This window comes from Cellulosimicrobium sp. CUA-896, from assembly GCF_001942335.1.
Classification (GTDB): domain Bacteria; phylum Actinomycetota; class Actinomycetes; order Actinomycetales; family Cellulomonadaceae; genus Cellulosimicrobium.
Map to the genome: position 1 here is coordinate 47,491 of NZ_MKKH01000010.1, position 23,427 is coordinate 70,917.

General features: G+C 75.6%; 19 protein-coding genes, 1 tRNA gene and 3 pseudogenes. 16 read left to right on the top strand and 7 right to left on the bottom strand.

Annotated elements, in window-relative coordinates; translation table 11 throughout:
• The first annotated feature begins 14 nt into the window (after positions 1–14).
• Positions 15–1,235, top strand: coding sequence for a ubiquitin-like domain-containing protein (locus BJF88_RS04390; RefSeq protein ID WP_075827909.1), 1,221 nt, complete (start codon positions 15–17; stop codon positions 1,233–1,235).
• Here BJF88_RS04390 and BJF88_RS04395 read toward each other — a convergent pair.
• A complete protein-coding gene (locus BJF88_RS04395) occupies positions 1,202–1,597 on the bottom strand; it encodes a VOC family protein (protein ID WP_255371746.1) in 396 nt (131 codons plus the stop codon). The genes BJF88_RS04390 and BJF88_RS04395 overlap by 34 nt on opposite strands.
• A gap of 151 nt (positions 1,598–1,748) precedes the next feature.
• Here BJF88_RS04395 and BJF88_RS04400 point away from each other — a divergent pair, with 151 nt between their 5' ends.
• The 4 genes from BJF88_RS04400 to BJF88_RS04415 all read left to right on the top strand — a co-directional run bounded on the left by BJF88_RS04400 (position 1,749) and on the right by BJF88_RS04415 (position 6,336).
• Positions 1,749–2,777 carry a YafY family protein gene (locus BJF88_RS04400; RefSeq protein WP_075827933.1) on the top strand — a complete coding sequence of 343 codons (1,029 nt, stop codon included), beginning with the start codon at positions 1,749–1,751 and terminating at the stop codon, positions 2,775–2,777.
• Positions 2,778–3,019: 242 nt separating this feature from the next.
• Positions 3,020–4,447, top strand: a complete 1,428-nt coding sequence (locus tag BJF88_RS22710; protein ID WP_304441355.1) for a resuscitation-promoting factor — start codon at positions 3,020–3,022, stop codon at positions 4,445–4,447.
• A 58-nt stretch (positions 4,448–4,505) separates the two neighbouring features.
• Positions 4,506–5,405 carry a 16S rRNA (adenine(1518)-N(6)/adenine(1519)-N(6))-dimethyltransferase RsmA gene (gene rsmA, locus BJF88_RS04410; RefSeq protein ID WP_075827911.1) on the top strand — a complete coding sequence of 300 codons (900 nt, stop codon included), beginning with the start codon at positions 4,506–4,508 and terminating at the stop codon, positions 5,403–5,405.
• 67 nt (positions 5,406–5,472) lie between these two features.
• Positions 5,473–6,336 (top strand): 4-(cytidine 5'-diphospho)-2-C-methyl-D-erythritol kinase, encoded by an 864-nt coding sequence (locus BJF88_RS04415; protein WP_255371751.1) that lies wholly within the window; start codon positions 5,473–5,475, stop codon positions 6,334–6,336.
• Between the two features lie 34 nt (positions 6,337–6,370).
• Here BJF88_RS04415 and BJF88_RS04420 read toward each other — a convergent pair whose 3' ends face one another.
• Positions 6,371–7,423: an acetylxylan esterase gene (locus BJF88_RS04420; protein WP_075827913.1), complete on the bottom strand. Its 1,053-nt coding sequence runs from the start codon at positions 7,421–7,423 to the stop codon at positions 6,371–6,373.
• A 58-nt stretch (positions 7,424–7,481) separates the two neighbouring features.
• On the opposite strand from BJF88_RS04420, the pseudogene BJF88_RS23045 reads away from it, so the two are divergent.
• A pseudogene (locus BJF88_RS23045) lies at positions 7,482–7,950 on the top strand (ATP-binding cassette domain-containing protein); the annotation flags it as partial.
• Positions 7,951–7,973: 23 nt separating this feature from the next.
• A complete protein-coding gene (locus tag BJF88_RS23050; RefSeq protein WP_369824482.1) occupies positions 7,974–9,860 on the top strand; it encodes an ABC-F family ATP-binding cassette domain-containing protein in 1,887 nt (628 codons plus the stop codon).
• Here the strand turns inward: BJF88_RS23050 and BJF88_RS04435 are convergent.
• The 4 genes from BJF88_RS04435 to BJF88_RS04450 all read right to left on the bottom strand — a co-directional run bounded on the left by BJF88_RS04435 (position 9,754) and on the right by BJF88_RS04450 (position 13,915).
• A complete protein-coding gene (locus BJF88_RS04435; protein ID WP_255371747.1) occupies positions 9,754–11,013 on the bottom strand; it encodes a CynX/NimT family MFS transporter in 1,260 nt (419 codons plus the stop codon). The genes BJF88_RS23050 and BJF88_RS04435 overlap by 107 nt on opposite strands.
• A 43-nt stretch (positions 11,014–11,056) precedes the next feature.
• Positions 11,057–11,581: a MarR family winged helix-turn-helix transcriptional regulator gene (locus BJF88_RS04440; protein ID WP_075827935.1), complete on the bottom strand. Its 525-nt coding sequence runs from the start codon at positions 11,579–11,581 to the stop codon at positions 11,057–11,059.
• Between the two features lie 166 nt (positions 11,582–11,747).
• A complete protein-coding gene (locus BJF88_RS04445; protein WP_083648854.1) occupies positions 11,748–12,953 on the bottom strand; it encodes an ABC transporter permease in 1,206 nt (401 codons plus the stop codon).
• Entirely contained in the window at positions 12,950–13,915 is a 966-nt protein-coding gene (locus BJF88_RS04450) for an ABC transporter ATP-binding protein (protein WP_075827915.1), read from the bottom strand. The genes BJF88_RS04445 and BJF88_RS04450 overlap by 4 nt, the downstream gene beginning before the upstream one ends.
• A gap of 875 nt (positions 13,916–14,790) precedes the next feature.
• On the opposite strand from BJF88_RS04450, the gene BJF88_RS04455 reads away from it, so the two are divergent.
• Positions 14,791–15,231 carry a hypothetical protein gene (locus BJF88_RS04455; protein WP_139315913.1) on the top strand — a complete coding sequence of 147 codons (441 nt, stop codon included), beginning with the start codon at positions 14,791–14,793 and terminating at the stop codon, positions 15,229–15,231.
• Here BJF88_RS04455 and BJF88_RS04460 read toward each other — a convergent pair.
• A complete protein-coding gene (locus BJF88_RS04460) occupies positions 15,209–15,814 on the bottom strand; it encodes a TetR/AcrR family transcriptional regulator (protein WP_075827917.1) in 606 nt (201 codons plus the stop codon). The two genes, BJF88_RS04455 and BJF88_RS04460, sit on opposite strands and share 23 nt — an antisense overlap.
• A gap of 175 nt (positions 15,815–15,989) precedes the next feature.
• Between BJF88_RS04460 and BJF88_RS04465 the strand changes: the two genes are divergently transcribed.
• The 8 genes and pseudogenes from BJF88_RS04465 (at position 15,990) to BJF88_RS20205 (ending at position 22,502) form a co-directional block, all read left to right on the top strand.
• Positions 15,990–16,061: transfer RNA gene (locus BJF88_RS04465), tRNA-Gln, on the top strand.
• A gap of 30 nt (positions 16,062–16,091) precedes the next feature.
• A pseudogene (gene glmU, locus BJF88_RS04470) lies at positions 16,092–17,589 on the top strand (bifunctional UDP-N-acetylglucosamine diphosphorylase/glucosamine-1-phosphate N-acetyltransferase GlmU); the annotation flags it as partial.
• A 234-nt stretch (positions 17,590–17,823) separates the two neighbouring features.
• Positions 17,824–18,807 (top strand): ribose-phosphate diphosphokinase, encoded by a 984-nt coding sequence (locus BJF88_RS04475; protein ID WP_075827937.1) that lies wholly within the window; start codon positions 17,824–17,826, stop codon positions 18,805–18,807.
• A gap of 72 nt (positions 18,808–18,879) precedes the next feature.
• Positions 18,880–19,611 (top strand): GPP34 family phosphoprotein, encoded by a 732-nt coding sequence (locus BJF88_RS04480; protein ID WP_075827918.1) that lies wholly within the window; start codon positions 18,880–18,882, stop codon positions 19,609–19,611.
• Positions 19,612–19,910: 299 nt separating this feature from the next.
• Positions 19,911–20,519: a 50S ribosomal protein L25/general stress protein Ctc gene (locus BJF88_RS04485; protein ID WP_075827919.1), complete on the top strand. Its 609-nt coding sequence runs from the start codon at positions 19,911–19,913 to the stop codon at positions 20,517–20,519.
• Positions 20,520–20,614: 95 nt separating this feature from the next.
• Positions 20,615–21,217 (top strand): aminoacyl-tRNA hydrolase, encoded by a 603-nt coding sequence (gene pth, locus BJF88_RS04490; protein ID WP_075827920.1) that lies wholly within the window; start codon positions 20,615–20,617, stop codon positions 21,215–21,217.
• Between the two features lie 221 nt (positions 21,218–21,438).
• Positions 21,439–21,843: pseudogene (locus BJF88_RS23055) on the top strand (glycosyltransferase family 4 protein); the annotation flags it as partial.
• A 128-nt stretch (positions 21,844–21,971) separates the two neighbouring features.
• On the top strand, positions 21,972–22,502 hold the full coding sequence (locus BJF88_RS20205) for a glycosyltransferase (RefSeq protein WP_369824479.1): 531 nt from the start codon (positions 21,972–21,974) through the stop codon (positions 22,500–22,502).
• Positions 22,503–23,427 lie beyond the last annotated feature (925 nt).

Here is a 23,427-nt window from a genome sequence, read left to right on the forward strand (position 1 = left end):
GAGGGACGACACGCGTGCTCGCACCTGACGGGACGAGGCGTCGCCGCGCGCTGCGGCTCGTGGCCCAGGGGGTCGTCGTCGTCGGGATCGTGGGGACGACCGGCGCCTTCGCGACGCTGCACAAGAGCGTCACGCTGGACCTCGACGGCGAGCTGCACGACGTGTCCGCCTACGGCCGCACGGTGGCGGAGGTGCTCGACTACCAGGACGTGGCCGTCGCGCCGCAGGACCTCGTCGAGCCGGGTCTCGCGGAGGCCGCGCACGACGGCGGCACGATCCTGGTCCGCACGAGCCGCGAGCTCGTCGTGGAGATCGACGGCCAGGAGCAGACCGTCGCGACGACGGCGCGGACGGTCGGGGAGCTCCTCGCGTCCCTGGGCCCGCGCGCCGAGGGTGCCGTGACGGACGTGTCGCGCTCCGCGACGCTCGGGCGCGAGCCGGTCCGTGTCTCCACGCTCAAGACGGTGCACGTCGCGGTGGACGGTGCGGTGCTGCCCATCACGACGTCGGAGTCGACGGTCCGCGGCGTGCTGCAGGCCGCGGGGATCGTCCTCGGCGAGGAGGACCACACCTCCGTGCCGCTCGACGCCGCGGCGGTCGACGAGATGCTCGTCCTCGTGAGCCGTGCGGCGGCGACGTCGGCGACGGTCACCGAGGTGCTGCCGTTCGCGACCCAGGAGGTCGAGGACCCGAACCTGCCGGAGGGCCACCGCGTCGTCACGCAGACGGGTCGTGTCGGGGAGGCCGTCACGACGTACGCGGTGCAGACGCTCGGCGGCGCGGAGGTGTCCCGCACGGTCCTGACGCGCACGGTGACGGCGGAGCCGCGCGACGAGATCATCACGATCGGCACGATGGACGTGTCGGTCTCCGTGGACCCCGGCTCGGCGCGCGCCGTCGGGCGTTCCCTCGCCGCCCAGCGCGGCTGGGGCGACGACCAGTTCGCGTGCCTCGACAAGCTGTGGACGAAGGAGTCCAACTGGCGCGTGGACGCGGACAACCCGTCGTCGAGCGCGTACGGGATCCCGCAGGCGCTGCCGGGCTCGAAGATGGCGAGCGCCGGGGCCGACTGGCGCACGAACCCGGCCACGCAGATCACATGGGGCCTCGGGTACATCGAGGGCCGCTACGGCACGCCGTGCTCGGCGTGGTCGCACTCGGTGGCCAAGGCTGGTACTGACCGCGCCACGTCCCGGCGTGCTCAGCGCGGCCCGCGGTCGAGCATCTCGAGGTAGTGGGGGTTCTCCATGATCCCCAGCACGTTGCCGAACGGGTCGACGACCGCCGCGGTGACGAACCCCTCACCGTTCCCGCGCTCCACGACGCCCTCGTACTCGGTCGCGCCGAGGTGGAGCAACCGGGCGAAGGTTGCGCGGACGTCGTCGACGTGCCAGTTCACGATCGCCCCGCCCGGGGCGTCCGGCTGCGGGTGCGGTGAGTACGCCCGGGCGATGATCCCGAGCTCGTCCAGGCGGTCCCCGATGCGGAACTCCACGTAGCCGCCCGGGACCGCGTAGTACGGCTCGACGCCCAGCACCCTCGCGTACCAGGCCGCGGCGGCGTCCAGGTCGTCGGCCCACAGGTTCAGCGTCGCCATCCCTCGCAGCATGGTCGTCCCTCTCGTCCTCGGTCGGCCGGCGGGGCGGTGTCCCGGCGGCGGGCCCCCCGGCGGGGCCGTCTCCTCGACGGTACGAGCCGTCGCGGAACGTGCGGTTCCGCATGGCCGGCGACGGGTGAAGACTGAGACGGTGCTCGACACCTCGGTCCGCTTGCTGCGGCTGCTCGCCCTGCTGCCGACGCGCGCGGCGTGGTCGGGGCCCGAGCTCGCGGACCGCCTCGGCGTGACGACGCGCACGGTCCGCAACGACGTCGAACGCCTGCGGCTCCTGGGCTACCAGGTGCTGTCGGCGCCCGGTGCCGCCGGCGGGTACCGGCTGGGCGCCGGGTCCGCGCTGCCGCCCCTCCTCCTCGACGACGACGAGGCGACGGCCGTCGCCCTGTCGCTGCGGGCGGCGACCGGCGGGACGGTGGCCGGGGCCGAGGAGGCATCGCTGCGCGCCCTCACGAAGCTCGACGCCGTGCTGCCCGCGCGGCTGCGCGCCCGCGCGGACGCCCTGCGGACGGCGGTGGTGAGCGTCCCCGCCGGTGGCCCGTCCGTCGACCCGCAGGCCCTCGCCGACGTGGCGACGGCCGTGCGGGACCGGCGAGGCCTCCGGCTGGAGTACCGCACGCACGACGGACGGACGGACGTGCGCACCGTGGAGCCGCACCGTCTCGTCCACGTCGGGCGCCGGTGGTACCTGCTCGCGTTCGACACCGGCCGCGACGACTGGCGCACCTTCCGGATGGACCGCCTGCGGCTGCGCACGCCCGGCGGGCCGCGGTTTGGCCCCCGCGAGGTCCCCGGTGGTGACGCGGTCGCCCACGTCCTGCGCGGCGTCGGCTCCGTGGCGTGGGAGCACCCCGCACGGGTGCGCCTGCACGCTCCTGCGGCCGCGATGGCTGCCCGCCTCACGCCCGCGGCCGGGGTGCTGACGGACGACGGCCCCGACGCGTGCGTCCTGGAGACGGGAGGGGCGTCGCTCGCGAACCTCGTGGGGTTCTTGCTCAGCCTGGAGGTGGAGCTCACCGTGCTCGACCCGCCCGCGCTGCGCGAGACCCTCGCGAGCGCGGGGGAGCGCGCAGCGCGGGCGTCACGCGCTGTGCGCGCTGGTGAAGAGGCGGTGGAGAACGCTACGACATTCACGTCGAAAAACGGACAGAACCTACTATCCTAGCGCCGCCACGGTTGGTCTTCGATAACGGATCGGTTACGGTCGAACGTCGCTGGTGCGCGAGCGGCGCCGTCGTGAGCCCTTCCCGGGGCCTCGTCGGTCCCGCGCCGCACGGGCGACGCGCCACCGTCGGGCCCTGGGGAAGGGGTGTCGAGGAGGCGCCGGCAGCCGGATCGGCCGCTCGAGACCCGTGACGTGCACCGCGGTGCGCGCCCGGGGAGGCGCACGTCGCCGTCGAGCACGCCGTGCCCGGGAATGACGACGACTGGACCCGAGTGAAGAACCCCTTCCACCGGACCGCGCACGCGGCCGGCGCGCCCGAGGGCGCCGAGACCCAGAACCTCGACCTCACCGACCCCGCCGCCGAGGGCCCCGCCGGCCCCGCGGCCACCACGACGGCACGCCGCCGTCGCCGCTGGCCCCTCGTGGCCGGCTCCACCGCCGTCGTGCTCCTCGCGACGGGCGCCGTCGCGTACGGCAACGCGCGCAAGACCGTCGAGCTCGACGTCGACGGCCAGATCACCACCGTCACGACCTTCGCCGGCTCCGTCGAGGGCCTGCTCGAGGAGCAGGGCGTCGCGGTCGGCGAGCGCGACCAGGTCGTCCCCGACGCGGACGCCGCGCTGCGCGGCGGCTCCGACGTCGTCGTGCGGTACGGGCGCGAGGTGCCCGTGCAGGTCGACGGCTCGCAGACCTCCGTCTGGCTCACCGCGCTCGACGCGGAGGAGGCCCTGGACACCCTCGGCTCGCGGGGCAGCGACGTGCGCCTCGTCGCGTCGCGCTCGGGCGAGCGGGCCTCGCTGCCGATCCGTCTCGACGTGGACGGCCCCGTGCACGTGGTCGCCGACGGCGAGACGCAGGTCGCGCCCGACGGCAGCGTCGGCATCGACGCCATCCTCGAGCAGCAGGGCGTCGAGCTCGGCGAGCTCGACCGCGTGCACGTCGCGAAGAGCGACGCGGTCGCCGCCGCCCCCGCCTCCGCGGAGACGGCCGGCGACGAGACGGCCACGGCGGACGAGACCGCGGCCGGCGACGAGACGGCGACCGCGGACGACGAGGCCGAGGTCTCGCTCGTCGTGCAGCGCGTGAAGGTCGAGGAGGTGCCGACGACCGAGCCGGTGCCGTTCGAGACCGTCACCGAGGAGGACCCGAACCGCTTCGAGGACCTCGAGCAGGTCGTGAAGCAGGAGGGCGTCGAGGGCGTCCACACGACCGTCCACCGCGTCACGACGGTCGACGGCGTGGAGGAGTCCCGCGAGCTCGTCTCGGACGGCGTCACCACCCCGCCCGTGTCGAAGATCCTCGTCCAGGGCACCAAGGAGCGACCCGAGCCCGAGCCCGAGCCGGAGCCCGCGGCGCAGCCGCGCGCCTCGTCGAGCGGCTCGTCCAGCGGCAGCTCGGCCGCGCCCGCCCCGGCGGACCTCGGCTCGGCGCCCCCCGGCGTGTGGGCCCAGCTCGCGCAGTGCGAGTCGGGCGGCAACCCCGCGACGAACACGGGCAACGGCTACTACGGCCTGTACCAGTTCTCGCTGCCCACCTGGCAGGCGATGGGCGGCTCCGGTCTGCCGTCGGAGGCCTCGGCCGCCGAGCAGACGCAGCGCGCCCAGGCGCTCCAGGCCCAGTCGGGCTGGGGCCAGTGGCCCGCGTGCGCCCGCAAGCTCGGGCTGCTCTGAGCGAGCCTCGAGGGGAGCGGCCGACCGAGCCGGTAGGCAGTCGGTAGGCTCTGCCCCCATGAACGACACCAGAGGCGCCCTGCTGGGTCCGGCCGAGATTCGCGACCTGGCAGGGCGCCTCGGCGTGCGCCCGACGAAGACGCTCGGCCAGAACTTCGTGCACGACGGCGGCACCGTGCGCAAGATCGTGCGCACCGCCGACGTGCAGCCCGGTGAGCGCGTCGTCGAGATCGGGCCCGGTCTCGGCTCCCTGACGCTCGGCCTGCTCGAGGCGGGGGCGAGCGTCGTCGCCGTCGAGATCGACCCCGTGCTCGCGGGCCGCCTCCCGACGACGGTCGCCGCGCACGTCCCGGACGTCGGCGACCGGCTCGAGGTCGTCGGCGCCGACGCGCTCGAGGTGACGTCGCTGCCGGGCGAGCCTCCCACCGCGCTCGTCGCGAACCTGCCCTACAACGTCGCGGTCCCGGTGCTGCTCACGTTCCTCGAGCGCTTCGACTCCCTGGAGCGCGTGCTCGTCATGGTCCAGGCCGAGGTCGCGGACCGGCTCGCCGCGCAGCCCGGCAGCCGCACGTACGGCGTGCCGTCCGTCAAGGCCGCCTGGTACGTCTCCGCGCGCCGCGCCGGCACGATCGGCCGCGCCGTGTTCTGGCCCGTGCCGAACGTCGACTCGGCGCTCGTCGCGCTGGAGCGGCGCGACCCGCCCGCGACGACCGCGTCGCGCGAGCAGGTGTTCGCCGTCGTCGACGCGGCGTTCGCCCAGCGCCGCAAGATGCTGCGCTCCGCGCTCGCGGGCGTCGCCGGGTCGTCGACGGCGGCCGCCGCCGCGCTCGAGGCGGCCGGCGTGGACCCGCAGGCCCGGGGGGAGACGCTCGACGTCGCCGCCTTCGCCCGGATCGCCGAGCACCTGGACGTCTCCCCGCGCGCCCGCGGCGCGCGACCTGGCACAGTGGACGCGTGAGCTCCCACCTCGCCGCCGCGCCGGAGCCGTTCGTGCGGGTGCGGGCGCGGGCAAGGTCAACCTCTCGCTGCAGGTCGGGCCGCTGCAGGACGACGGCTACCACCCGCTCGTGACGATCTTCCAGGCCGTCGGGCTGAGCGAGGAGGTCATCGCGCACCAGGTGCCGCCCGGCGCCGGGACCTCGCTGACGGTCGACGGGCTGCAGGCCGACGTCGTCCCCGCCGACGCGACGAACCTCGCGTGGCGCGCCGCCGAGGCGCTCGCCCGGCACGTCGGGATCGATCCCGACGTGCGCCTCCAGGTCGTCAAGGGCGTCCCCGTCGCGGGCGGCATGGCCGGCGGGTCCGCGGACGCCGCGGCGGCGCTCGTCGCGTGCGACACGCTCTGGGAGACCGGGCTGCCGCGCGCCGAGCTCGCGCGCCTCGCGTCCGGGCTGGGCGCCGACGTCGCGTTCGGCCTCGTGGGTCACACCGCCGTCGGCACGGGCCGCGGCGACGTGCTCACGCCCGCGATGACGCGGGGGGAGTTCCACTGGGTGTTCGCGGTGCAGGCGGAGGGGTTGTCCACGCCGGAGGTGTACCGGGCGTTCGACGAGACCGTCGGCGGCACCGAGCCGGAGCTCGGCGACGACACGGCGCTCATGCAGGCCCTGCGCGCCGGGGACGCCGTGGGGCTGGGCCGGGCGCTGCACAACGACCTCGAGGCGGCCGCGCTCGCGCTGCGCCCGGAGCTCGCGCGCACCCTCGCCGTCGCGCGCGAGGCGGACGCGCTCGGCGCGATCGTGTCCGGGTCGGGGCCGACCGTCGCCGCCCTCGCCCGCAGCCGTCAGCACGCGCTCGCGATCGCGGCCGCTTGGACCGCCGCCGACGCGTGCGACAGCGTGTGGTGCACGACGGCACCCGCGCCGGGCGCGCGCGTCGTCGCGCACTGAGCCCGGCCGCCTCGCGAGGCGCGACGTCGCGCGGTCAGCGGCCCAGGTGCGTGCGCAGCCACGCGCGCTGGCGCGGGAAGCGGTACCCCTGCCCGCCCTCGTGGTCGTTGAAGCGGTAGACGTCGATCTCCCGCGTGCCGGGGACCCCGCCCGGACGGGCGCCGGGACGTCCTGACGCCCGAGCGCCCCAGGCGTCGTACGCGGCGTACACGGTCGACGGCGGGCACGTCGCGTCCCGGAGCGCCACGGAGAAGAGCGCGGGCACGGTGGCCCGCCGCGCGAGCAGGGCGACGTCGACGTACGACAGCGTGCGGAACACCGTCTCCTCCGCGCCGCGGTGCACCGCGAGGTAGCGGCAGACCTCTCCGTACGGGTCCCGGTCGGTGAGGTCGACGGCGCGCCGGAAGTGCGAGAGGAACGGGACGTCGGGCATGGCCGCCGCGACGTCGCCGACGAGGGCGGCGACCGCGATCGTGATGCCGCCGCCCTGGCTGATGCCGGTCACCGCGACACGGGCGGGGTCGATCCCGGGCAGCGAGCGGACGGCGTCGACGGCGCGCACGCCGTCGGTGTAGACGCGACGGTAGTAGTGGTCGTGCGGGTCCTCGATGCCGCGGGTGAGGAAACCGGGCGCCGCGGGCCCCGCGCCGACCGGGTCCGGGGTGCCGCCCCCGGTGCCCCAGCCGCTGCCCTGGCCGCGCGTGTCGACCACGAGGTGCGCGAACCCGGCGCTCGCCCACGTCAGGTGCTCGTGCGGCAGGCCGCGCCCGCCGCCGTACCCGAGGAACTCCACGACGGCGGGGAGTCGAGCCGCGTCGCCGGCGTCGGCCGCCCGGGCGGCTGCGGCCGGCCGCACGAGCCACGCCCGGACCGGGTGCCCGCCGAAGCCGGGGAACGTCACGTCGTCGACGTCGACGAGGTCGAGACCGGCGTCGACGCGCTCGAGGCGGACCGTCGCGGCCGGGTCACCGCCCGCCTCGCGCGACTCGGCGAGCGTCGACGCCCAGAACGCGTCGAGGTCGTCCGGCTCCTCGATCACGGGGGAGTAGGTCTCGAGCTCGGCGAGGGGCAGGTCGAACAGCGGCACGCCAGGACCCTACCGGCTCGTTTCCCGCCCACGCCGGGCGACGCCTAGGCTCGACGGCGTGGCTCATCTCCTCGGCGCGGACGGCATCTCGCTGACCGTCGGCACCCGCACCCTGCTCGACGACGTCTCCCTCGGTCTCGACGACGGCGACCGGGTCGGCATCGTCGGCCCCAACGGCGCCGGGAAGTCGACGCTGCTGCGCCTCCTCGGGGGTACCCAGCAGCCCGACGCCGGGCGGGTCACCCGGGTCGGCGGCCTGCGCCCCGGCCTGCTGGACCAGCGCGACGACGTCGGCACCGGCGCGACGATCCGCGACCTCGTCCACGGCGACGCGGCGACCCACGCGTGGGCGTCGGACGCGAGCGTGCGCGCCGTCCACGACGGTCTGCTCACCGACCTCGACCTCGACGCTCCCGCCGACACCCTGTCCGGCGGGCAGCGTCGCCGCGTGGCGCTCGCGGCCCTGCTCGTCGCCGACCACGACGTGCTGTTCCTCGACGAGCCGACGAACCACCTCGACGTCGAGGGCGTCGCGTGGCTCGCCGAGCACCTGCAGGGCCGCTTCGCGCGCCCGGGTGCGCGGGGCGCGCTCGTCGTCGTGACCCACGACCGCTGGTTCCTCGACGCGGTGTGCTCGCGGATGTGGGAGGTGCGCGGCGACGGCTCCGGCCAGGTCGAGGGCTACGAGGGCGGGTACGCCGCCTACGTGCTCGCGCGCGCCGAGCGGGCACGGACCGCGGCCGTGGCCGCGGAGAAGCGGGACAACCTGCTGCGCAAGGAGCTCGCGTGGCTGCGGCGCGGTGCGCCCGCGCGCACGAGCAAGCCGAAGTTCCGGCTCGACGCGGCGGCCGCGCTCATCGCCGACGTCCCGCCCCCGCGCGACTCGCTCGAGCTGACGCGCACGGCCACGAAGCGCCTCGGCAAGGACGTGCTCGACCTCGAGGACGTCACGGTGACGGTGCCCGCGCGCGGGGAGTCCGACGCCCCGCGCGTGCTGCTCGACGACATCACCTGGCGCCTCGGCCCGGGGGACCGGTACGGCGTCGTCGGGGTCAACGGCGCGGGCAAGACGACGCTCCTCGCGCTGCTCGCGGGCCGGCGCGAGCCCGACGCGGGCCGGGTCAAGCGGGGCAAGACCGTCCACGTCGCGGAGCTCTCGCAGGACGTCGGCGAGCTCGACGACATCGCCGGGCGCCGCGTCGTGCAGGTGATCGAGGACGAGAAGCGCTCGGTCGTCGTCGACGGCAAGGAGCTCACGGCCTCCCAGCTCGTGGAGCGGCTCGGGTTCACGCGCGAGCGCGCGCAGACGCTCGTGCGCGACCTGTCCGGCGGCGAGCGCCGCCGCCTGCAGCTCCTGCGCCTGCTCGTCGCCGAGCCCAACGTCCTGCTGCTCGACGAGCCCACGAACGATCTCGACACCGACACGCTCGCCGCGCTGGAGGACCTGCTCGACGGCTGGCCGGGGACGCTCGTCGTCGTGTCACACGACCGCTACCTGCTCGAGCGCGTCGCCGACCGCCAGGTCGCGCTGCTCGGGGACGGGCAGGTCCGGGACCTGCCGGGCGGCGTCGAGCAGTACCTCGACCTGCGGCGGGCCGCGATCGCCACCGGCGGCACCTCGTCGGGCACCTCCTCGGGCAACTCGGCGGGCACCGCCGCGGCCCGAACGGCCGACGCCCACGGGGCGGCGGCGACGCCGCCGCGGCGGACGGCGGGCCGGCGCCCAGCGCCGCCGAGGTCCGCGCCGCCAAGAAGGAGATCAACCGCATCGAGCGCCGGCTCACGAAGATCGCGGACGCCGAGGCCCGGCTGCACGAGCGGATCGCCGCGCAGGCGACGGACTTCGCCGCCGTGGCGGAGCTCGACGGCGAGCTGCGCGCGCTGGCGGCGGAGAAGGACGAGCTCGAGGCGGCCTGGCTCGAGGCGGCGGAGGTCGCGGGATGACGGGCGCCCGGATGCGCGTCGCGCTGTCCGCGCGCGGCGTCGAGGTCGACGACGGCGCGGGCGGGGTGCTCGCGCCCTGGGGCGACGTCGACCGCGTGACCGCGTTCGCGCTCGGCACGGTCCGCTACGTGTCGTTCGACCTCGTGAACGGGCACAGCGTCGAGGTCGACGACGGCGCCCCCGAGTGGGACGAGATGGTCGCCGCGCTGCCCGCGCACGTGGACGGCGGGGTCGACGACCTGCCGGCCGCGCTGGCCGCGCTGGCGCACGACGACCCCGTGCTGGTCGTCGGCGCACCGGTGCTGCCCCGCTGACGCGCAGGCATGCCTCCGCCGGGGCTCAGCGCGACGCTCGGTCCCGGCCGGTGAGGACGAGCCCGACGGCCGTCATGACCGCGAGGCCGCCGAGCACGACGGCGACCGGCGCCGTCCAGGTGCCCGTCGCCGTCTGCAGCGCACCCGCCGCCGTCGGGGCGAGGGCGGCGAACGAGTAGCCGACCGACTGGACCGTCGCCGACGCCTGGCGGCCGCGGCGCACCGTCGGGAACCGGTGCGCGACGAGCGTGAACACGACGACGAAGTTCGCCGCCTGGGCGACCCCGGCCGCGGACACCCACAGGACCCAGGCGCCGGGCGCCAGGAGCAGCCCGGCGGGCAGGAGCAGCCAGAGCGCGGCGATGCCCGCGAACGTCGTGCGCAGCGACACCCGGCGCAGGGCGAGCGGGACGGCGAGACCGCCGACGATGGCGAAGCCTGGAACAGGGACGCCGCCCCGCCCGCCGCGCTGCGCGGGACGCCGGCGAGGTCCTCGAGGACGAGGGGCAGCCAGGCGGTGAGGGCGTAGAAGCTCGACGACTGGAGCGCGAACATCAGGCAGAGCGCCCAGGTGAACGGTGTCGCGAGCACGTGACGTTCGCGCGCCGCCGCGGGCTCCGTGCCTGTCACCCCTCGGGCCATGCCCTCGGCGAGCCCGTCGGTGGCGGCGTCGGTGTCGGCGGTGTCGGCGCGGCGTCGGCGCCCCGCGCGGGGCGGGCGGGCGCGCGCGGGCTCGGGCGGGACCACCCGCCACCACCAGGCCAGCGCGACGACGGCGAGCAGCCCCCAGGAGGCGAGCGCCCAGCGCCAGCCGACGGCGCCGGCGAGCGGCGCGGTGAGCGCCGTCGTGACGACCGTGCCGACGTTGATGGCCGCGGTGTACAGGCCGGTCACGGTGCTGACGTGCCCCGGGAAGTCGCGCTGGGCGATCATCGGGACGGAGAGGTTCGCGGTCGTGATGCCGAGCCCGATGAGCACCGTCCCCGCGAACGTGCCGAGGTGGCCGCCGGGCGCGACGCCCGACAGGTCGAGCGAGCGCAGCACGGTCCCGGCGAGAACCAGGACGAGGGCGACCGCGACCGCGGTCCGCAGCGACGAGCGGCCCAGCAGGCCGGCGACCGCGGGCGTCGCGAGCGCGAAGCAGAGCACCGGGATCCCGGTGAGCAGCCCGGCGGTCGCCGCCGTGAGGCCGAGGTCGGCCGCGACCTCGGCGACGACGGGCGGGACGGCCGTGAGCGGGGCGCGCAGGTTCACCGCGACGAGGAGGACGGCGACGAGGAGCACGCCGTCGATCCCGCCGCGGAACGCGCCGGGGCGGCGCGGGGTGCTCATGCGGGTCGCCTCCGGGCGTCGGGTCGGTCGCGGGCGCGCCGCGTCAGCTCTCGAACTGCCCGACCACCGTCCGCAGCAGCGCGGCGAGCGCCGGGCGGCCGCCGGGCTCGAGCACGTCGAGGATGCGCGACTCGACGTCGAGGAGGTCGGTCATTGCCGTGTCCACACGCTCGAGCCCGTCCGGCGTGAGCTCCACGAGCACCCCGCGACGGTCGTCGGGGGAGCGGCGCCGTACCACGAGGCCGCGCGACTCGAGCCGGTCGATGCGGTTGGTCATCGTCCCGCTCGTGACGAGGGTCTGCGTGACGAGCGCGCCGGGGGACAGGCGGTACGGCTCGCCGGCCCTCCGCAGCGCCGAGAGCACGTCGAACTCCCAGGTCTCCAGGTGGCCGCGCGCGAACGCCGTGCGGCGCGCGCGGTCGAGGTGGCGGGCGAGGCGGTCGACGCGCGAGAACACCGTGAGCGGCTCGAGGTCCAGGTCCGGCCGCTCGTGCTGCCAGGCGGCGACGATGCGGTCGACCTCGTCGGGTCGCCCGTCGGGTCGCGCGCGGTCGTCGTGCGGCGTCATGACGCGAGGGTACTCGACGTGTCTCGACATCAAGAGTCTTGACGGCACGTCGTGCACGTCGCGAGGGTCACGCAGCCGAACCCGGGGTCGTGCACCGCTCGGCGCTCCGAACGGTGCGCGACCCCGGGTTCGGCACGTCAGCCGGCGCGCAGCGCGTCCGAGAGCTTCACGCGGGCGCGGTGCGCAGCACCGCGTTGGAGTAGATCTTCGCGGCGAGCCAGACCAGCACGGGGATCAGGGCCACGGACAGGCCGAGCGCGAGCAGCGCCTCCCACGTCTCGGCGCTGCCGAGCGCGATGCGCACCGGCATGAGCAGCGGCGAGCACAGCGGCACGTACGACAGCCACACGACGAGCGGGTTGTCCGGCGCCCACGGCGCCACCGAGACGCCGACGACGTACGGCACGACCATGAGGAACGTGACGGGCGTGGTGACCGCGCCGACGTCCTCCTGGCGCGAGACGAGCGCCCCGAGGCCGGCCATGAGCAGCGCGTAGCTGACGAAGCCGACGACGAACCACACGAGCGCCCAGGCCGCCGCCGCCCCGAGGTCGATCGTCGACGCGTCCACCAGGCCGAGCCCCAGCGCCGTCCCCACCCCCGCCGCGACGACGAGCGCGACCTGACCCAGCCCGACGAGGCCGATGCCGAGGACCTTGCCGGCCATGAGGTGCCACGGCCGCACGGTCGCGAGCAGCAGCTCGACGACGCGGCTCGTCTTCTCCTCGACGACGCCCTGCGCGATGAGCTGGCCGCTGATCATGATGGCCATGAACAGCAGGATCCCCGTCACGAGACCGGTGACGTAGCGTGCGGGGTCGAACTCGCTCGGCTCGCCGATCGTCCGCACGCTCGGCTGGGCCGTCGCCATCTCGGACGACACCTCCGCCGGGTCCCCGCCGAGCTCCTCCACCGCGTCGGCGAGCGCCGTCTGCCGCGCCATGGTCGTCAGGACCGGGCCGAGCGTCTCGCCGAGCCCCGACTCGACGACGACGGTCCAGTCCTCGGCGGTCCCCGTGAGCAGGGCGTCGAGGTCGCCGTCGCGCACCTGCTCCTCGCCCGCGGCCTCGTCCGGCACCTCCACCGTCTCGACCTGCGTGCCGAGCGCGTCGCCCGTCGCCGTGACGGTCTGCGCGAGCGGCGCAGTCCCGGGCGTGAGCCCGACGCGCTGCGCGCTCGGCCCCGACGACGACGCCAGGTTCAGCACGACGCCGCCGAGCACCACGGCCGCGACGAGCAGCACGGTCAGCCACACGAACGACTTCGAGCGCAGGCGCGTCGTGATCTCGCGCCCCGCGACGAGACGGATCGCGCCCCAGGACGAGAGCTCCGTCGCGCCCGGCTCGACGGTGGTCGGACGGGTCGTGCTCATGCCGGCACCTCTTCCTTCGTCTCCGTCCGTGCCGCGGCGCCGTCCGCCCCGGCCGAGCTGACCACGTCCCGGTACAGCTCGGTGAGCGACGGCCGCACGACCGCGAACTCGTGCACCGGACCTGCGGCGAGCGCGGCGTGGAGCACCGCCTGCTCGCCTCCCGGCGCGTCGCCCGCCCGCGAACCCGGGGCGAGCTCCACGACGGTGCGCGACCCCTCGAGGCTCACGGCCCGCGCCCCGGGGACGGCGCCGATCCACGAGGCGCCCGGCGGGCCGTCGACGACCCACCGTTCCGTCTCGGTGCGGCGCAGCTCGGCGATCGTGCCGACCGCGACCATCTCGCCGTCCCGGATGATCCCCACGCGGTCGCAGAGCCGCTCGACGAGGTCGAGCTGGTGCGAGGAGAAGACGACGGGGACCCCGGCGTCGGCGCGGTCGCGCAGGACGTCGCTCATCACGTCGACGGCGACGGGGTCGAGGCCGGAGAACGGCTCGTCGAGGACGAGCGCGTCCGGGTCGTGCGCGAGCGCGGCGGCGAGCTGGACGCGCTGCTGGTTGCCGAGCGAGAGCTTCTGCACCTCGTCGCCGCGGCGCTCGGCCACGCCGAGCGTGTCGGTCCAGCGCGTCATCGCGTCGCGCGCGGCGCCGGCGGAGAGCCCGTGCAGCCGCGCGAGGTACGTCAGCTGGTCCCCGACGGGCATGCGGGGGTACAGGCCGCGCTCCTCGGGCATGTAGCCGATGCGGCGGCGCGCGTCGGCGTCGATGGGCCGTCCGTCCCACCGGACCTCGCCCGCGTCCGCGGCGAGCACCCCGAGGACGATCCGCATCGTCGTCGTCTTGCCCGCGCCGTTGGACCCGACGAAGCCGAAGATCTCCCCGGCGCGCACGTCGAACGACGTGCCCCGCAGCGCCCGGACGGAGCCGTAGGACTTGGTCAGCGAGTCGATCTCGAGAGTCGCCATGGCACCACGGAACCACGGCGGGCGGTCGTCCGGGAGGGACAGATGTCACGTCCTCGGCACGAGATGCCTGTGGCGTCGCGCCCGCGGGCGTCGCGACGGCGCGCGCCGGCACCGCCACGGGTGAAACGGGAGGGTGAAGCCTGGCCCCGCCTCGTCGGGCACGCCGGGCCGCTGACCTGCGACGACGCATCCAGGTACCCCTCCGAACGAAGTTGGACGGTCGTCCAGTTCGGCCCTAGTGTGGCGCCACCCCCGCACACGCGCGGCCTGCTCGACCTCTCGCGACGGAGCGAGGACCGAGAAGGCCGTCCTCCTCCAGGAAGGTCGTCACCGCCCCATGCGCACGGCGACGGGGGCAGCGCTCGGCGCTGCTCTCCTCCTTGTCCTCTCGGCGCCTCCCGCCCTCGCCGGCGGCTCCGACGCCCCGACCCCCTACGACGTCCTCCCCGGGGGCCTGCAGCTGCGCGACGGGGACTCGTTCCCCGACGCGGGGCACGTCAACATCGCCTACACGGCCGGCGGGGTGCCGCACCAGGCCGGGATCCACTTCGACAGCCTCAACGGGCAGCCCTCGGCGCGTACATCGGGTCGTCCTTCCTGCCGTGGAGCGTCCTGGTCCCCGACGGGGCCTTCTGCATCACGTGGGTGCAGGTCGGTCACCACGACGAGCACTTCGGCGAGGGCGGCCAGCGACCCGTGTGCTCGGGGTCCTCCGCACCTGCCGGGTCGGAGGCTCCCGTCGCGCCCCCGGGACCGGCCGACCCCCCGGTGCCCGAGAGGCCCGCGCCGGGTCGGCCGCGCCCGGGGACGCCGCACCGGAGGAGTCCGCGCCCGGCGCGCCTGTGCCCGGGACGCCGGTGCCCGGGAACCCTGACGTGTCCGCCGACCACGGCGCGTCGGACGAGCCCGCCGGGTCGACGCCGCCCGGGGTGCCGCCCGTCGCCGGTGCGCCGGGCAGCACGGCGGCGCCCGCCGACGACGCCGACGCCGGCACCGCCGACGACGCCGACGACGCCGCCGCCGGCCCGGACCGGTCGGTGGGCGGTCCCTCCGCCGGTGCGGACGCGGCCGGTGCGGTCGGCACCGCAGCCGTGGCCGCCGTCGGTTCCCTCGACGCTGCGGCACGGCCGGGAGCGTCCGACGACGCGGGAGGAGCCCCGCAGGCGTCGCCGGGCTGGATGGGGGCGACGGGCGCCGCGGTGATCGGGGCCATCCTGGCCGCCGGGGCGCTCGTCCTCGGAGGCTTCGCCCTCGTCGACGCCCGCCGCCGGCGACGACGCGCCTCCGCCCGCGTCAGCGCCTCGTCGTCGTCGTGAGCCGGGGCCGCTTCTCCATGTCGGCGAGACCGTTCCACGCGAGGTTGACGAGGTGCGCGGCGACCTCGGTCTTGCGCGGGCTGCGCGCGTCGAGCCAGTACTGCCCGGTGAGCGCGACCATGCCGACGAGCATCTGCGCGTAGATCGGGGCGACCTTCGGGTCCAGGCCCCGCGTGGAGAACTGCTCGGCGAGGAGGTGCTCCACCTGCGTCGCGACGTCCCCGATGAGGCTCGAGAACGTGCCCGTGGCCTGGGCGACGGGCGAGTCGCGCACGAGGATCCGGAAGCCGTCCTCCGAGGTCTCGATGTAGGTCAGCAGGGCGAGCGCCGTCCGCTCGAGGAGCACCTTCGGGTGCCCGCCCTCGGCGAGAGCGCCCGACAGCGCCGCGGTGAGCGCCTGGACCTCCCGGTCCACGACGACCGCGTAGACGCCCTCCTTGCCGCCGAAGTGCTCGTAGACGACCGGCTTCGACACCTCCGCGCGGGTGGCGATCTCCTCCACGCTCGTGCCCTCGAACCCCTTCTCCGCGAACAGCCCGCGGCTGACGGCGAGCAGCTGCTCGCGTCGCTGGCTCGCGGTCATGCGGGAACGGGGGGTGCGTCGGGAGTCGGCCACGGGACCATCATGCCGTGCCCCGCCCGGGCGTCCGGGACCGCGGCGCCGGGCACGAGCCGCGACCTGGCAGACTGTTCCCGGACGCACGACGCCGCCGCGGCCCCGGGCGCCAGCCCGGTGCCGGTCCTGCGTCAGGGTCCGGTCCGCCTTGGTGTAATCGGCAGCACAAGGGTTTTTGGTGCCCTTGGTCCAGGTTCGAGTCCTGGGGGCGGAGCACGTGCCACCGATCCCGAGGGGAACATCCATGGAAGCTCAGCAGGGCACCGACGCGCGCGTCGCCCCCGCTGCCGTGATCGTCCTCGCCGCCGGCGAGGGAACGCGGATGAAGTCGTCCACCCCGAAGATGCTGCACACGCTCGCGGGGCGCAGCCTGCTCGGCACGTGCTCGTCGCGACGCGTTCGCTCGACCCGGCGCTGCTGGCCGTCGTGGTGCGGTACGAGCGCGACCGCGTCGCCGAGCACGCGCTGGCGTCGACGCCGGGGTGCTCGTCGTCGACCAGGACGAGGTGCCGGGGACCGGCCGTGCCGTGCAGTGCGCGCTCGCCGCGCTCGACGCGAAGGCGCACGCGCTCGCGGTCGTCGACGGCGTCCCCGACGGCGAGGAGGGGCGCGGGCTCGGCGACGGGCTCGAGGGCCCGGTCGTCGTCACGGCGGGCGACACCCCGCTGCTCGACGGCGCGACCCTCGCGCGGCTGCTGGCGGCGCACGTCGCGGACGGCAACGTGGTGACGATGCTCACGACCGAGCTGGCGGACGCGACCGGGTACGGGCGTGTCGTGCGCGACGCCGCGGGCGACGTCGAGCGCGTCGTCGAGCACAAGGACGCGAGCGCGGCCGAGCGGGAGATCCGTGAGGTCAACGCCTCGATCTACGTGTTCGACGCGGCGGTCCTGCGCCGCGGCCTGGCCGGGCTCGGCCGGGACAACGCGCAGGGCGAGGTCTACCTGACCGACGTGGTGGCCGCGGCGCGGGCCGACGGCCCGGTCCGAGCCCTCGTCCTGGACGACCCGACGGTCGTCGAGGGCGTCAACGACCGGGTCCAGCTCGCGACGCTGCGCGCGGAGCTGAACCGCCGCGTCCTCGAGGAGTGGATGCGCGCCGGCGTGACCGTCGTCGACCCGCGGACCACGTGGGTCGACGTCGACGTGGAGCTCGCGCGCGACGTCACGCTCCTGCCCGGGACCCAGCTGCACGGCGCGACGGTCGTCGGCGAGGGCGCCACGGTGGGCCCCGACACCACGCTCACGGACACCGAGGTGGGACCGGGCGCCACCGTGACCCGGACGCACGGCACCCTCGCGGTGCTGGGCGCGGGCACGAGCGTCGGGCCGTTCGCCTTCCTGCGCCCGGGCACCGTGCTCGGCGCCGAGGGCAAGATCGGCACGTTCGTCGAGACGAAGAACGCCGAGATCGGCGAGGGCTCGAAGGTGCCGCACCTGTCCTACGTGGGCGACGCGACGATCGGCGCGCACACGAACATCGGCGCCGCGTCGGTGACGGTGAACTACGACGGCGTGCACAAGCACCGCACGGTCATCGGGTCGCACGCCCGCACGGGCGCGGACAACATGTTCGTCGCCCCCGTCACGGTGGGCGACGGCGCGTACACCGCGGCCGGGTCCGTCATCCGTCGCGACGTGCCCGCGGGCGCGCTCGGCGTCAGCGGCGGCCAGCAGCGCAACATCGAGGGCTGGGTCGAGCGACGCCGCGCCGGCACGCCCGCGGCCGAGGCGGCCGCCGCGCGCGCGAGAACGACCCGGAGGCCCCGGTCGTGGGCGCCCAGGCCCAGGCCCAGCTCGCCGACCACTCCGCCGCCGCGTCGGCGGAGCGCCCGACGCCGCCGCCGCCCGGCCCGGACCTCGAGAGCACGCTCGACGCGCTGCGCAGCGCCCGCCCGACCGACTGACGACGGACCCGGACGTGCGTCGCGCGTCCGGGACAACGACCCGAACCCGGACACCGAAGGAAATGACCGCATGAGCAGCACGATCGCCGGCAACGGGGAGAAGTCCCTCGTCCTCGCCTCGGGGCGCGCGCACCCCGAGCTCGCGAACGACGTCGCGCGCGAGCTGGGGATCGACCTCCTCCCCACCGCTGCGTACGACTTCGCGAACGGCGAGATCTACGTCCGCTTCGGGGAGTCCGTGCGCGGCGCGGACGTGTTCGTCCTCCAGAGCCACACGGCGCCGATCAACCAGTGGATCATGGAGCAGCTGCTCATGGTCGACGCCGCGAAGCGGGCGTCCGCACGCACCATCACCGTGGTGCAGCCGTTCTACGGGTACGCGCGCCAGGACAAGAAGCACCGCGGCCGCGAGCCGATCTCGGCGCGCCTGATGTCCGACCTGTTCACCGCGGCCGGGGCGGACCGCCTCATGAGCGTGGACCTGCACGCCGCCCAGACGCAGGGCTTCTTCGACGGCCCCGTCGACCACCTGTGGGCCATGCCGATCCTCACGGACTACGTGCGCACGCGCGTCGACACGTCGAACGTCACGGTCGTCTCGCCGGACGCCGGCCGCATCCGCGTCGCCGAGCAGTGGGCGGCCAAGCTCGGCGGCGGGCCGCTCGCGTTCGTGCACAAGACGCGCGACATCACGCGGCCGAACCAGGCCGTCGCCAACCGCGTGGTGGGCGAGGTCGAGGGCCGCGACTGCGTGCTCGTCGACGACCTCATCGACACCGGCGGCACGATCGCCGAGGCCGTGCGCGTCGTCCTCGGCGCGGGGGCGCGGTCGGTGATCGTGGCGGCGACGCACGGCGTGCTCTCCGACCCGGCGGCCCAGCGCCTGTCGGAGTGCGGTGCGAGCGAGGTCGTCATCACCGACACGCTCCCCATCGCCGCGGACAAGCGGTTCCCGCAGCTCACGGTGCTGTCCATCGCTCCGCTCGTCGCGCGGGCCATCCGCGAGGTGTTCGACGACGGGTCGGTCACCTCGCTGTTCGACGGCAACAGCTGACGCGCTCCCGCACGGCCGGCCCGTGACATTCGGCAGGGTCGGCCGTGCGGCGCGTCCCCTAGCGTGGGGACCATGCTGATCCTCGAGGACTACCTGCTCCTGACGCTGGACGACGAGACCGGCAAGGCCGTGGTCGACGCCTCGTACCGTGAGCAGGTCGCCGCGGGCGCGCTCCTCGTCGAGCTGGCGCTCCTCGGACGCGCCGACCTCGCCGGCGACGGCGACGGCGGCCGCGTCGGGCGGATCGTCGTCCGGGACGTCGCGCCGACCGGCAACGCGCTGCTCGACGAGGCCCTCGACGTCGTCCGGTCGAGAGAGGGCTCGAAGCCGAAGGGGCTCGTCGAGCCGATCGCGAAGCTCAAGCCGGCCGCGCGCGCGATCGCCTCCCTCGCCGACCGCGGGGTCCTGCGCCGCGAGGAGGGCCGGGTGCTCGGCATCTTCCCGACCACCCGGTGGCCGGCGGCCGACTCCCGGCACGAGGACGCGGTGCGCCGCGACCTGTGGGCCGTCCTCGTCGACGGCAGGCAGCCCGGCGCGCGGACCGCCGCGCTCGTGGCGATCCTCGGCGCGACCGGCCAGGCCGGTCGCGTGCTCGCGGCCGGCGGGGGCCGCGGCGCGCCCGCCGTCGTCGACGGCGCACCGGGATGGACCGGAGGGCAGCGACGGGCGGTCGACGCGCGGGCGAAGCAGATCGCGGCGCAGAGCTGGGCGAGCACCGCCGTCAAGGCCTACGTCGAGGAGGTCACGGCCGCGATCGTGGTCGGCGCGTCGGTCGCCGCGACGACGGTGGTGACGTCGGGCTGAGCCCACCGCCCGGCGCCGGCGGGTTTCGTCGGGACCGCGGCCCCGGGTACAGTAGTCCGGTTGCCTCGGCGAGGGACGTCTGACGGCCGGCGAGAGCGCACCTGCACGGCGGGGGCGCGGTCCGGAGGGTCAGCCAGACCTGTTGGATCTCCGTTATCGACTGGGCGGTCGTCCTTCGCGCGCGTCCGTCACGTGTCCCGCGCCGACGCAGCCGCCCGTCCGGGAGGCCCTCTCACCGTCCGGACAGCCGACCGCTCCCCACTGGTGGCCGGCCCGCAACTGTCTTCAGGAGTGATCCAGTGTCCGAGATCAAGCTCGCCGCCGAGGCCCGCACCGAGTTCGGCAAGGGTGCCGCGCGCCGCATCCGCCGTGCCGACAAGATCCCCGCGGTCCTCTACGGCCACGGCAACGACCCGGTCCACGTGACCCTCCCGGGTCACGACACGATGATGGCGCTCAAGCACTCGAACGCCCTCTTCTCGATCCAGCTCGAGGGCGGCTCGCAGCTCGCGATCGCCAAGGACGTCCAGCGGGACCCGGTCAAGGGCTTCATCGAGCACGTCGACCTCCTCGTGGTCGCGAAGGGCGAGAAGGTCGCCGTGGACGTCCCCGTCCACGTCGTCGGCGAGTCGGCCCCCGGCACGATCCACCTGGTCGACCTCCAGACGCTGGCGATCGAGGCCGAGGCGACGCACCTGCCCGAGACGGTCGAGGTCTCCATCGAGGGCCTCGAGGCCGGCTCGACGGTCACGGCGGGCGACGTGACGCTGCCGAAGGGCGCGACGCTCACCGCGGACCCCGAGCTCATCGTGGTGACGGTCTCGCTCCCGCAGGCCGAGGAGCTGCCGGAGGACACCGCCGCGGAGACCGGCGACGAGGCGACCGCCGCCGAGGCCGCGGCGGAGTGACCCCCGCGGCCGGCTGACGCCGGCCCCAGCCGGACGCCCGGTACCGTGACGGTGCCGGGCGTTCGTGCGCCCGCAGACGTGAAGGACGAGGTGACATGACCGACCAGCCCTGGCTCGTCGTCGGGCTCGGCAACCCGGGCGACCGGTACGCCGCGAACCGGCACAACCTCGGCCACATGGTGCTCGACGTCCTCGCGGGCCGGGCGGGCGCGCGCTTCGCCCGCCACCCGCGCGCCCAGGCGGCCGTCGCGGAGGGCCGGATCGGCACGCTGCCGGGCGGACGGCCCGGGCCGCGCGTGGTGCTCGCCAAGCCCTCGACGTACATGAACGTCTCGGGCGGGCCGGTCTCCGGCCTCGCTCGCTACTACGGCGTCGACCCGGACCACGTGGTCGTCGTCCACGACGAGGTGGACATCCCCTTCGGCACCGTCAAGCTCAAGATCGGCGGGGGCGAGGGCGGCCACAACGGGCTGCGCGACATCACGAAGGCGCTCGGCACCAAGGACTACGTGCGGGTGCGCGGGGGCGTCGGCCGCCCGCACGGCCGCATGGACACCGCCGACTTCGTGCTGAAGAACTTCTCGGGGACCGAGGCCAAGGAGCTGCCGTTCCTGCTCGACGATGCCGCCGACGCCGTCGAGACGGTGCTCACGGAGGGCCTGCTGGCGGCGCAGGGCAGGTTCCACACGCGCGTCTGACGCCCCGGGCAAGCACCCCCGCCGCAGGAACGGCCATTTCACCCGGGTGAGGTCGCCCCGCGGCCGCCGCCGGGCGCCCGTCCCGCACCTAGGCTGGGACGTCGGCTCGGCAGGGAGGTCGCATGACGGACGGTGTGGCGCTCGCCCACGACTACGCCACGCAGCGCGGGGGCGCGGAACGCGTCGCGCTGCTGCTCGCCGAGGCGTTCCCCGGTGCCCCGATGTACACGACGCTGCACCACCCGGACGGCACCTTCCCCGAGTTCTCCGCGGTCGACCTGCGCACCTCCGCGCTCGACCGCGTGCCGCTCCTGCGCCGCCACCACCGCGTCGCCCTCCCCGTCCTCGCCCCGGCGGTCGACCGCCAGCGGGTCGACGCGGACGTCCTGGTGGCGTCGTCGACCGGCTGGGCGCACGGCTACCGCGGCGCCCGCCGCACCGTCGTCTACTGCCACGCCCCGGCGCGCTGGCTCTACCAGCGCGACCGCTACCTCGGGACGGACGAGGGAGGGCCCGCCCACCGGGCCCGGCGGCGCGCGGCGGCCGTGGCGCTCGGAGCGCTGTCCCCGGCGCTGCGCCGGTGGGACGGCGCCGCGGCTCGCCGCGCCGACGTCTACCTCGCGAACTCGACCGTGACCCGGCGCGCGATCCGCGACGCGTACGGCATCGACGCCGAGGTGCTGCCCCCGCCGCCGGCCATGCTCCCCGCCGGCGAGGAGCGCGCCGTCCCCGGCGTCGAGCCCGGGTTCCTCCTGTGCGTCGCCCGCCTGCTGCCGTACAAGAACGTCGACGTCGTCGTCGAGGCCGCGCAGGCGACGGGCCGCACGCTCGTCGTGGTGGGGGACGGGCCCGACCGCGGGCGCTCGCGGCGCTCGCCGCGCGCACCGGCACGGTCCACCTGCTCGGGCGCGTCGACGACGCGACGCTGCGCTGGGTCTACCGGAACGCGTCCGCGCTCGTCGCCGCCTCCTACGAGGACTACGGGCTGACGCCGCTCGAGGCGGGCGCGTTCGGGCGGCCCAGCGTCGTGCTGCGCGACGGCGGCTACCTGGACACCGTCGTGGACGGCGTCACGGGCGTGTTCTTCGACGCCCCGCGCGCCGACCTCGTGGCCGCCGCGGTCGAGACCGCGGCGGCGCGCGACTGGGACGAGGACGCCGTGACGGCGCACGTCGCGACCTTCGGGCGCGACCGCTTCACGGCGCGGCTGCGGGCCGTCGTGCAGGAGGCGTCGGGCCGCTCCGCCGCCGTGCGGGACCCCGAGGCGGCGAGGAGCGACCGATGACCATCCGCGAGTTCTTCCGCACCATCTGGGCCGGCAGGTACTACGTGCTCGCCGCGGTGCTCGTCGTCGTGCTCGGTGCCGTGCTGTACCTGGCCCGCCAGGAGACGCTCTACCGCGCCACCGCCACGGTCCAGCTCAACGGCGTCCAGAGCGCGCAGGGCGGCGAGGAGCTCGTCCAGGTGACGATCGACACCGGTGCGGACGACGTGACGTCGCCGGAGGTCGCGGAGGCCGCGGCCGCCGCGCTCGGCGAGCCGGACTCGGCCGCCGCGGTCGCCGACGAGGTCGACGGGTCGTTCGACGGCGAGTCGAGCACCATGGCCGTCGAGGCGACGACGACCGACCCGGAGCGCTCCGTCGAGGTCGCGAACGCCTTCGCCGACGCCTACGCCGCACGCCTCGTCGCGATCCAGGCCGCCCAGGTGGAGGAGCTCGACGCGCGGCGGCAGGCGCTCGCGGAGCAGCTGCGGTCCGTGCGCCAGCGCCTCGCCGTCGACACGGACGACCCGCTGGCGCTCGCGGAGCAGGACATCATCGTCGACGACTACTCGGCGCTCACCGTGGAGATCAACACGCTGCGCGGCATCGCGGTCCCGGGCGAGGTCGTCGCGCCCGCGACGGGCGCGGAGCCGCTGGGCCTGTCCGCGCCGACGGTGCTGGCGCTCGCCGTGCTCGTCGGGCTGCTCGCCGGCGTCGGGCTCGCGTTCGGGCGGCGGGGTCTCGACGTGCGCGTGCGGTCGGCCGCCGAGTCGACGCACCTCACCGACACCCCGGTGCTCGCCGAGCTCTACGGCGCGCGGCCGGCGGAGAAGGAGTTCTCCCGCACGCTCGCGCTGCCCGTCGCGAGCAAGGTCGCGAGCCCCTTCACGGAGTCGATCCGCGAGCTGCGCACCGCCGTCCAGGTCTCGACGGCCGGGCTCAAGCA

Bases quoted from the DNA above. Each gene is read 5' to 3' on its own strand.
- BJF88_RS04450 (WP_075827915.1), bottom strand. From the start codon at position 13,915: ATGGCGACTCTCGAGATCGACTCGCTGACCAAGTCCTACGGCTCCGTC.
- rsmA (WP_075827911.1), top strand. From the start codon at position 4,506: ATGAACGACACCAGAGGCGCCCTGCTGGGTCCGGCCGAGATTCGCGAC.
- BJF88_RS04475 (WP_075827937.1), top strand. From the start codon at position 17,824: ATGAGCAGCACGATCGCCGGCAACGGGGAGAAGTCCCTCGTCCTCGCC.
- BJF88_RS04460 (WP_075827917.1), bottom strand. From the start codon at position 15,814: ATGACCGCGAGCCAGCGACGCGAGCAGCTGCTCGCCGTCAGCCGCGGG.
- BJF88_RS04440 (WP_075827935.1), bottom strand. From the start codon at position 11,581: ATGACGCCGCACGACGACCGCGCGCGACCCGACGGGCGACCCGACGAG.
- BJF88_RS04480 (WP_075827918.1), top strand. From the start codon at position 18,880: ATGCTGATCCTCGAGGACTACCTGCTCCTGACGCTGGACGACGAGACC.
- BJF88_RS04395 (WP_255371746.1), bottom strand. From the start codon at position 1,597: ATGGCGACGCTGAACCTGTGGGCCGACGACCTGGACGCCGCCGCGGCC.
- BJF88_RS04435 (WP_255371747.1), bottom strand. From the start codon at position 11,013: ATGAGCACCCCGCGCCGCCCCGGCGCGTTCCGCGGCGGGATCGACGGC.
- pth (WP_075827920.1), top strand. From the start codon at position 20,615: ATGACCGACCAGCCCTGGCTCGTCGTCGGGCTCGGCAACCCGGGCGAC.
- BJF88_RS04445 (WP_083648854.1), bottom strand. From the start codon at position 12,953: ATGAGCACGACCCGTCCGACCACCGTCGAGCCGGGCGCGACGGAGCTC.